At 36.4% G+C, this 1,285-nt stretch carries 1 protein-coding gene; it reads right to left on the bottom strand.

The features are described 5' to 3' along the window. Positions 1–157: 157 nt before the first annotated feature. On the bottom strand, positions 158–1,285 hold a 1,128-nt coding region (locus DNK84_RS08320), incomplete at its 5' end, for a hypothetical protein (RefSeq protein ID WP_208123286.1).

The following is a 1,285-nucleotide window of genomic DNA, read 5'->3' on the forward strand; positions in this document are numbered from 1 at the left end:
GGTCGACACACTCGCCGGTGAGTTTGAAGCACAAACAAATTATTTATATATGACCTATCATGGGCAAGAACATGATGTGAGTCCTTCGGATGTACCGGCAAGCCTTATTATTGGCTCAGGTCCTTACAGTATGGGCGCATTCGGAATTTGTGGGTATTTAGGCTGCTGCTTGCAATCCTCCTTCATAGGACATTTCTTCAATGTTTCGCCATCTCCCAGCCTTATAAAATGAACGTATAAGCAGCATATCATTGGCACTCTCTTCATTCCAAAAAATAGAATTGCCTTTCATTTTTAGATTAATAACCCTGCGAACACTGCTTTCTATAGCACCACTTCCTTGTGGAAAGCCATTATCTTTACAGGTCTTGTAAATTAAGCGATCCATATTGTTTATAAAATATCCTCGTTCAGTTTTTACTATCTTACCCCGCTTATGCTTGGTATCAAATTTTAGCTTTTCGATAAATTCATTAATTTTTCCTGCATGCAAAAGTTCCTTACAGGCTTTAATCCATTTATTCTTCTCCCGTTTGTTTTTATATAATTGTTTTGCTAGTACATTTAGATGCTCCATAGCGTGATAATAATCTAAAACATGATAAACATTCATTTGTTCAGTGCCATCTATTGAATCGAGAAGTTCATTGATACGCTTCCATATCCAAGGCGCACCATCGGCGACAAATACAAGATTGTTTATCTCAGACAAGTTAAGTCCTAATAGATACTTTTTAAGTAAGTTAAACATTGCTTTAGGGCTACCAATCATACCATCAATTATTGGAAGTTCTTTTTTTATTTTATTGCCTTCCTCATCAACCACATAGATAACAAAAAGCTTAACCTCACGCCACTGACCTTTGAATCGGTTACGTTTTTTTGCCGTTTTACGACCTCGTTTTTTATTACGTATTCTGACCCTACCTCCGTCAACTGAAATCACAACCGTATTTTTATTATTGAATCCCATTGAGTATTTTTCAGCAGATTGATACATTCGGGATAACTTGCTTATTTTCTTTGATATTTTAACAATCAATTCTACTGATAATCTTACTCCTTCTTTTGCAAGTAGCGTTTTAACTTCATCATATGAACTTAGGGCTGCACAGAGCATTGCAATGTAAGTACTTAACTCATTGCTTACTGAGTGATGAATCCCTAGTAATTGTAACCCTGGTTTAATCCCTTTTCCTTTGCCATGATTATTTCCTTTGAACAGGTAGTATGGAGAGTAAATAGCAATGCGGGTTCCATTACGGTACATAACATTCGTAGCTCT

Source organism: Facilibium subflavum (genome assembly GCF_003574485.1).
GTDB lineage: Bacteria > Pseudomonadota > Gammaproteobacteria > Francisellales > Francisellaceae > Facilibium > Facilibium subflavum.